The following is an 8,235-nucleotide window of genomic DNA, read 5'->3' on the forward strand; positions in this document are numbered from 1 at the left end:
GCTACGGAGCCCCTGCGGCTCCCAAAAGAACACCGGTTATAATTATGTTCGCCATCGACAGAGGAAGCAAGACTTTCCATCCGATGGCCATCAGCTGGTCGTAGCGATAGCGTGGGAAAGTGAAGCGGAACCATATGAATACATAGATGAAGAAGGCGACCTTGAGCACAAACCAGAGAAGCGGCGGCAAGGGGAGCAGCACGCCGTTCCAACCGCCGAAGAACAGGATCACCACCAGCACCGACACCAGCAACACAATGGCGTATTCGCTGACCATGAAGAATGCAAAGCGGATGCCGCTGTACTCGGTGTGGAACCCGGCCCCCAGATCGCCTTCCGCTTCCGCCAGGTCGAAGGGAATGCGCTGCGCTTCGGCCAGCCCGGCGACGAAGAACACGAAGAAGCCGACGGGTTGGTAGACAATGTTCCAGACATCGGCTTGCGCCCGGACGATCTCGAGCAGGCTCATGGATTGCGCCAGCATGACCACGCCGATGACCGCGAACCCCATCGGGATTTCGTAGCTGATCATCTGCGCGCAGGTCCTGAGGCTGCCCAGGACAGCGTATTTGCTGTTGGCGGCCCAGCCACCGAAGATGACGCCGTAGACCTCAATCCCGATCACCGCGAAGACGAAGAGGAGCGCCACATTCATATTGGAGACGTAGAGCGTAATTTCGGTGCCGAGGACCGAGACGCTTTCACCGAAGGGGATCGCGACGAACACCACGAAGGGTGGGGCAAGCGCCAGGATCGGCGCCAGTTTGAAGAGGAAGCGATCGGCCTCGGCCGGGATATGGTCCTCTTTGGTTAGCAGCTTGATACCGTCCGCCAGCGGCTGCAGCAGCCCGTGCCAACCCACGCGCATTGGCCCCATACGCTGCTGGATGTGACCGGCGACCTTGCGCTCCACCCAGGTCAGCGGCAAGGGCAGCAGTAGCAGGATCGCAATCAGAAATGCGACCTTGAAGACGATCAGGCCAAGAGCGACGATAAGTTCCATGATCGCGGCTACTTATTCATCGGGTTGAAACGACGCCCGGACGTTGGCTCCAGCTATACGTTGAACACTACGCTTGCCAGTATTTACGGTACAGCGGTGATGCATTACTTGCAAAGCGGAAATCGTTTCCGCATCGCTGTTGGGCGTTTGGCGCAAACGACTTCGCCCAAAACTTGAATTCAACTGGGTCGTACAAGTCTCAGCGCAATCGGCTTCTGGCAGCATAGTGCCTGTCGGCGCCGGCTCCTCCAAGATCGATGCGAGGCCGTTTCGTCGTTGCGGTGGGCAAAACCCTTCGTTTTCGATATCAGGACTCGCACAGGGTCCAGCCGCCCGGCTCAGAACGACCGTGGGGCCGGATCCAGGAGCTTCACGCTTCCGCCCGTAACTTGATGGATTGCGCAGGTCCGCCGCACGGTGCCGTTCTTTTCGAAGCGGAATGCCGCCGCTGCGCCGATGAAGCCGTTCGGAGAACGGATGTTCTCCTGGTTGATGGCGTCTTCGCCCTGGGTACGGACGAGACCGGCTGCAAGCGCAATGATGTCGAAGCCATAGGCCGCGTCGGGGCTGGCAGCACGCTCGTAGCGGTCGATATAGCGCGACGTCATCCGCGAACCGTTCTCCGGACCGAAGAGACAGAGATGACTTCCGGAAAGCTCTGGGCGCTTGTAGGCGGCCGCGCTCCAGCCGGAGCTTCCAACGACCATCGCGTTTGGTTTCAGATAACCGTTGGCCTTGAGTTGCGACAACGCGCCGACGTCGGAACCTCCCGCACCGACCAGGATCACTGCATCGACGTCCTTCAGCTTGGCCTTGGTAACCGCGTCGGCGGAAAACGCGGTCGTGCCTGTCACAGCAACGAGGACCGGCTTGATGCCATAGCCGGCAAGCTCGCGCTCGAGCCTTTGCCGCTCGGCGGCAGAGACATCGCTCGGCAAAAGCACGACAAGCCGCTTATGGCCGGAAGCCACCGCGTATGACGCGCCCTCGACGGCGCTGTCGATGCGGTCAGATACAAAGGCGAAGGTGCCTGTCGGCCGCTCGGCGCCGTTGTTGCGTAACACCAGCAGTGGCGCGCGAGCATTGCCGAGGCCCTGGCGGACGGTGCTGACCGGCACGTCAGCAACGGAAACGGCGACGAGCGCGACGTTCTGGCCGGCGAGCCGCTTCGCGGCGTCCTGGATCTGCTGTGGTGAGCCGTCGGTATTCTCGACCAGCAGCGAGAGCTGGCCACCGCCAACCTCATCCACGGCGAGCGACGCGCCATCCCGGATGTCGCGTTCGCGCACCGTTTCTCCGGTCGGCGACATGAGGGCTGTGATGAGCGCGATCCGCGTCGCGCCGCTGCCGAAGGTTTCCTGCGGTTTCGCCGCATGTTCTGCCGCGCGCCGGGCATGCATCGCCTGCGGTGATTCCACGTCGAGCACGTCTTGAGGGGTGGGGGTGCCCTGGCAACCGGCAAGCACGCCGAGCGCGAAGATGCAGAGGGTTAGCCATTGCCGACGAGGCGACACACACGTTGCTGATGAAATGACAGCGCGAGACATTGACGATCAAACCGCCTGTTTCAGTTCATGAAGCGACGCATTTTGGCGTGGAAGCAATCGCACTTGGCGAGATAGTCCTCGTCGCGCCAATTGGCTCGAAGGTAACCGTAGGCCTTGCCGCAAGCGACCTTGGTCTCGGACGCCCAAACGAAAGCGGGGCGCGTCGAGAAAATCCAGCGCGGATCATCGGCAACAGCGATCGCCTCGTCCATGCGCGACACGACCTCCTTCGTCAACGTGGCGACGTTCTCCTCGACTGTCAGCGAGGATTGGCTAAGCTCGGTGCACTGTCTGGCAACCGGTGCATAGTCGACGATGAGATCGGCCGCGAAACCTGAAAAGGGCATTAGAGCGACGATCGCGCCCGCCAGTATGCTTCTGATCATGAAAAAGATTCCCCCCTGGAATATGCGGTTCCCGGATGATTGCCGAGAACCGCGGAGCTGTCGAGATCGACTTTGCGTTTAAGGAACGTCTTGTGTCTTCGGCGCACCGTTTTCGTTGAACAGGACCTTCACCACCTCGGTCGACACTTGGAAATCTTCCAGTACGGCGACTGTATGCCATGCCGCGCCATTGCCGGCGCTGCCGTCCGTGTCCACCTGCAGGTTGGCGTTCTGGCCATCCTGCACGACCTGGACGTAGTTGCCATCGAGATTGGTACCCGTCGGCAGGTTGCCGAGCAGGGCGGACAGGTCGACGTTGTCATTCTCCGCGTAGTTGTAGTCGGTGATCACATCGTCGATACCAAGCTGGAGCGAGTCGAGGTCAACCACGAAGGTATCCTTGCCCGAACCGCCGGTCATCGTATCCGAGCCGGTGCCGCCATAGAGGAAATCGTCGCCCGTACCGCCGACGAGAATGTCATTGCCCGAATTGCCGTAGAGCGCGTCGCTGCCCGAATCGCCGATGAGCGTATTGCCTAGGCTGTCGCCGGTCAAAACATCATTGTATGAGCTGCCTACGAGCCCTTCGATCGCCGTGTAGCCATCGCCGGCCGCATCGCCAGAATTCGCAGCAGGCGCCGCAAGGCTGGCAACTACGCCAGCGGAGGCCGACTGATAGGAAACCATATCCATGCCGCCGGCGCCGTTGAAACTATCGGCGTGAGACGTGGCGGCAAAGACTTCGTCAGAAGCGGACCCTGCCATCGCCTGACCATCCGGCTCGAAAGTCAGATCGATTGAGGCCCCACCAGCCTTGTCGCCATCCGCGTCGACCAGTTCGACTGGGATAGAGATGCTTACGGGATCGGTCGCAACGACGGCGCTACCGAATCCTGTCAGTGCGAACGAATCGTCCGCGTTCGCGAACGTGTCACTTCCTGTGCCGTAATAAACATCAAGGGTTGTGTATTGATCTGCGGTGTAAACGGCTACGGTCGTGTTGTCGACAAGTCCTTCAACCTTAACTTCATTTGTCAGCAGGTTTCGCGTAATGCGGTAGCTGAGGCCATCGACGGTGATCGATTGCGTATTGCCGGTTGAGAAATCGACAACGAAAGTGTTATCCGAAGGGTTGGCGTTGTTGCCGGAATGGCTGATGATGACCCTGGTTATCGGTTCGGGTGTGCTATCGTTTATGCGATTGTCTTCACTGGCATCGCCGAAGTCATTGTCATCCGAAGCAACGAATACCGCGGTGGAGCGACCATTGCCTATGCTGCCGAATTTGACGGAAGCGCCGTTGACCAGATAATGCTCGTCGAATGTGTGGCCCGGCGAGACGGAATTGTAGTTAGTCGCAGTAGGAGTTCCCGTAAGATCCGAAACGAAGTTCAGTCTCACCCCTTCGTCTGAGCCGATTTTCTGGCCGCCGTCACCTCCCGAAACACCAACAGAATTGGCCGTCCCGTTAATTCTTTTAGCGTCATCACCAATAGGAGTGATCAGCAGGTCTGGCGAATCATCATTTTGGGGACTGTTTATTTGCCCGTTCGGCACGAAGCCCACCCAATTGGTGTTTCCACCCGAGAATGCGTAGCTCCCACCATTGAAGTTAACGTTGCTGGCGGAATCGACCTTCCCGTACATGGTGACACCATAACTGTCGTTCGAACCGGCCAAACTTCCGTCTTGGTTGATTTCAACTTCGAAGACCCACTTGGTATTGTCTGCCGCACTGGTCGACGACGTGGACGCAATCAGGGTATTCCCGACAACGTAGTAGTAGATCGCCGCCCCGCTTGACGTGAAACCGCTATTCGAGCCATTGAGCGATGAAGCGAACCTCACGGTTCCACCCTGATCCGCGCCGACATTGTCATCAACGTTGCGATCCGCATCGAGATAGGCAATCGCCTCGGTCCCCGCCTTGTTTGTCAGATGGAGATGGTCTGGATCGATTGCCGAAGGCGTATCGTCGGTGATCTCGACATTGAGCACCGCACTGGTGCTCGAGCCGTCCTCGTCCGTCACCGCCACGGTGAAGTTGTCGAACACGCCGCCGTCGGGACCGGCCGAGGTGTGTCCCGTGCTGTTGTCCTGCAGCAGATAGCTGTAGGTGAAGGTCGCACCCGTCACCACGCCATTGACCGTCGTAGGTGTGTAGCCGGTGATCGTCAGAAGCCCGAGCGCCGTGTCCACCGTCTGGTTGGCGGTGAACACGCCAGCCGTCACAACCGCAGTGCCGTTCACTGTCAGCCCGGCAAGACCATCCGGCGTCGTCACCGAGAAGCTGCCGGTCTGCGTCAGCGCCGCTGCGTTGGGCGAGGAACCGTCAGGGAGATTTTTCTCATACATCGTAACTTCGGTGCTCGACGACAGCCCATTCACGCTGACACCGTCGTTGGTGCCGGTGATCGTGATGGTAACCGTCTGCGTCGCCGTGCCACCATGACCATCATCGACGGTCACATCGTACTTCTGCGTCAGCGTCTCGCCTCCATTTAGCGAGTCCAGCACGCTGTCTGCAACCTGGAAGGTCCAGCCGACCGAGTCGCTCGCCTGGTTCAGCGCGCCGAGTGAGAAGGAGCCCAGATAGCTGGCGCCCTGTGCGGTGAAGGTGGCGCTGTGGGTGTCGAGCGTGTCGACATCGGCAAAGGACACCGCGCCGCTCTTGGCGTGCGTCGTGGCATTCTCGCCCGCAGCGCCGTCGGCGATCTCCGTCACGGTCGCGCTCTGCGTGCCCGACGTGATCACCGGTGCGTCGTTGGTGCCGGTGATCACGACCGTCACCGTCTGTGTCGCCGTGCCACCATGGCCGTCGTCGACGGTCACGTCGTACTTCTGCGTCAGCGTCTGGCCGGCCTGCAGGCTGTCGAGCACGCCGTCGGCGACCTGGAAGCTCCAGCCGACCGTATCAGTCGCCTGGTTCACCGCGCCGAGCGAGAAGGTGCCGAGGTAGCTGGGGCCCTGTGCGGTGAAGCCGGCGCTGTGCGTGTCGAGCGTGTCGACATCGGCGAAGGTCACCGCGCCGTTCTGCGCATGCGTTGTCGCATTCTCGCCCGCTACATTGTCGGCGATCTCCGTCACCGCACCGCTCTGTACCGCAGAGGTAATCACTGGAATGTCGTTGGTACCGGTGATGGTGATCGTCACCGTCTGCACTGCCGTGCCGCCAGGGCCGTCGTCGACGGTCACGTCGTACTTCTGCGTTAGCGTCTGGCCGGCCTGCAGACTGTCGAGCACGCCGTCGGCGACCTGGAAGCTCCAGCCGACCGTATCAGTCGCCTGATTCAGCACGCCGAGCGCGAAGGTGCCGAGGTAGCTGGGGCCCTGGGCCGTGAAGCCGGCGCTGTGGGTGTCGAGCGTGTCGACGTCGGCAAAAGTGACCGCGCCGCCCTGCACATGCACAACCGCATTCTCACCGACCGCGTTATCAGCTCGTTCCGTCACCGCACCGCTCTGCACCGCAGAGGTGATCACTGGAACGTCGTTCGTGCCGGTGATGGTGATCGTCACCGTCTGCACTGCCGTGCCGCCATGGCCGTCATCGACGGTCACGTCGTACTTCTGCGTCAGCGTCTGGCCGGCCTGCAGGCTGTCGAGCACGCCGTCGGCGACCTGGAAGCTCCAGCCGACCGTATCAGTCGCCTGGTTCACCGCGCCGAGCGAGAAGGTGCCGAGGTAGCTGGGGCCCTGTGCGGTGAAGCCGGCGCTGTGCGTGTCGAGCGTGTCGACATCGGCGAAGGTCACCGCGCCGTTCTGCGCATGCGTTGTCGCATTCTCGCCCGCTGCACCGTCGGCGATCTCCGTCACCGAACCGCTCTGCACCGCAGAGGTGATCACTGGAACGTCGTTCGTGCCGGTGATGGTGATCGTCACCGTCTGCACTGCCGTGCCGCCATGGCCGTCATCGACGGTCACGTCGTACTTCTGCGTCAGCATCTGGCCGGCCTGCAGGCTGTCGAGCACGCCGTCGGCGACCTCGAAGCTCCAGCCGACCGAGTCACCCGCCTGGTTCAGCGCGCCGAGCGCGAAGGTGCCGAGATAGCCGCCGCCTTGCGGTACGAAGCCGGCGCTGTGGGTGTCGAGCGTATCGACGTCGGCAAAGGTTACCGCACCATTCTGTGCATGCGTTGTCGCATTCTCGCCCGCTGCATTGTCGGCGATCTCCGTCACCGAACCGCTCTGCACCGCAGAGGTGATCACCGGAACGTCGTTCGTGCCGGTGATCACAATCGTCACCGTCTGCACTGCCGTGCCACCATGGCCGTCATCGACGGTCACGTCGTACTTCTGCGTCAGCGTCTGGCCGGCCTGCAGGCTGTCGAGCACGCCGTCGGCGACCTCGAAGCTCCAGCCGACCGAGTCACCCGCCTGGTTCAGCGGGCCGAGCGAGAAGGTGCCGAGGTAGCTGGGGCCCTGGGCGGTGAAGCCGGCACTGTGGGTGTCGAGCGTATCGACGTCGGCAAAGGTTACCGCACCATTCTGTGCATGCGTTGTCGCATTCTCGCCCGCTGCATTGTCGGCGATCTCCGTCACCGAACCGCTCTGCACCGCAGAGGTGATCACCGGAACGTCGTTCGTGCCGGTGATCACAATCGTCACCGTCTGCACTGCCGTGCCACCATGGCCGTCATCGACGGTCACGTCGTACTTCTGCGTCAGCGTCTGGCCGGCCTGCAGGCTGTCGAGCACGCCGTCGGCGACCTCGAAGCTCCAGCCGACCGAGTCACCCGCCTGGTTCAGCGGGCCGAGCGAGAAGGTGCCGAGGTAGCTGGGGCCCTGGGCGGTGAAGCCGGCACTGTGGGTGTCGAGCGTATCGACGTCGGCAAAGGTTACCGCACCATTCTGTGCATGCGTCGTGGCATTCTCGCCCGCAACACCGTCGGCGATCTCCGTCACCGAACCGCTCTGCACCGCAGAGGTGATCACTGGAGCGTCGTTCGTGCCGGTGATGGTGATCGTCACCGTCTGCACTGCCGTGCCGCCATGGCCGTCATCGACGGTCACGTCATACTTCTGCGTCAGCGTCTGGCCGGCCTGCAGGCTGTCGAGCACGCCGTCGGCAACCTCGAAGCTCCAGCCGACCGAGTCACCCGCCTGGTTCAGCGGGCCGAGCGAGAAGGTGCCGAGGTAGCTGGGGCCCTGTGCGGTGAAGCCGGCACTGTGGGTGTCGAGCGTATCGACGTCGGCAAAGGTTACCGCACCATTCTGTGCATGCGTCGTGGCATTCTCGCCCGCAACACCGTCGGCGATCTCCGTCACCGAACCGCTCTGCACCGCAGAGGTGATCACTGGA

The 8,235-nt window shown here is 61.6% G+C and carries 4 protein-coding genes; all 4 read right to left on the reverse strand.

Translation table 11 applies throughout. From position 1 onward, the window contains the following. Position 1 precedes the first annotated feature (1 nt). The 4 genes from nuoH to C6558_RS37400 all read right to left on the reverse strand — a co-directional run bounded on the left by nuoH (position 2) and on the right by C6558_RS37400 (position 8,201). Entirely contained in the window at positions 2-1,003 is a 1,002-nt protein-coding gene (gene nuoH / locus C6558_RS37385; protein WP_057208356.1) for an NADH-quinone oxidoreductase subunit NuoH, read from the reverse strand. A gap of 338 nt (positions 1,004-1,341) precedes the next feature. Beyond that, positions 1,342-2,517, reverse strand: coding sequence for an ABC transporter substrate-binding protein (locus tag C6558_RS37390; protein WP_158269007.1), 1,176 nt, complete (start codon positions 2,515-2,517; stop codon positions 1,342-1,344). A gap of 53 nt (positions 2,518-2,570) precedes the next feature. Continuing rightward, the gene (locus C6558_RS37395) at positions 2,571-2,936 is read right to left on the reverse strand and encodes a hypothetical protein (protein ID WP_057217293.1); all 366 of its coding nucleotides are present in this window, start codon (positions 2,934-2,936) and stop codon (positions 2,571-2,573) included. Between the two features lie 78 nt (positions 2,937-3,014). Then, positions 3,015-8,201 carry a VCBS domain-containing protein gene (locus C6558_RS37400; protein WP_210205724.1) on the reverse strand — a complete coding sequence of 1,729 codons (5,187 nt, stop codon included), beginning with the start codon at positions 8,199-8,201 and terminating at the stop codon, positions 3,015-3,017. Between the last annotated feature and the right edge of the window lie 34 nt (positions 8,202-8,235).

The sequence above is a fragment of the Ensifer sp. NM-2 genome, assembly GCF_003024455.1.
GTDB classification, from domain to species: Bacteria; Pseudomonadota; Alphaproteobacteria; order Rhizobiales; family Rhizobiaceae; genus Ensifer; species Ensifer canadensis.

Coding starts and splice junctions, on each gene's coding strand:
- nuoH (WP_057208356.1), bottom strand. CDS start 1,003: ATGGAACTTATCGTCGCTCTTGGCCTGATCGTCTTCAAGGTCGCATTT.
- C6558_RS37395 (WP_057217293.1), bottom strand. CDS start 2,936: ATGATCAGAAGCATACTGGCGGGCGCGATCGTCGCTCTAATGCCCTTT.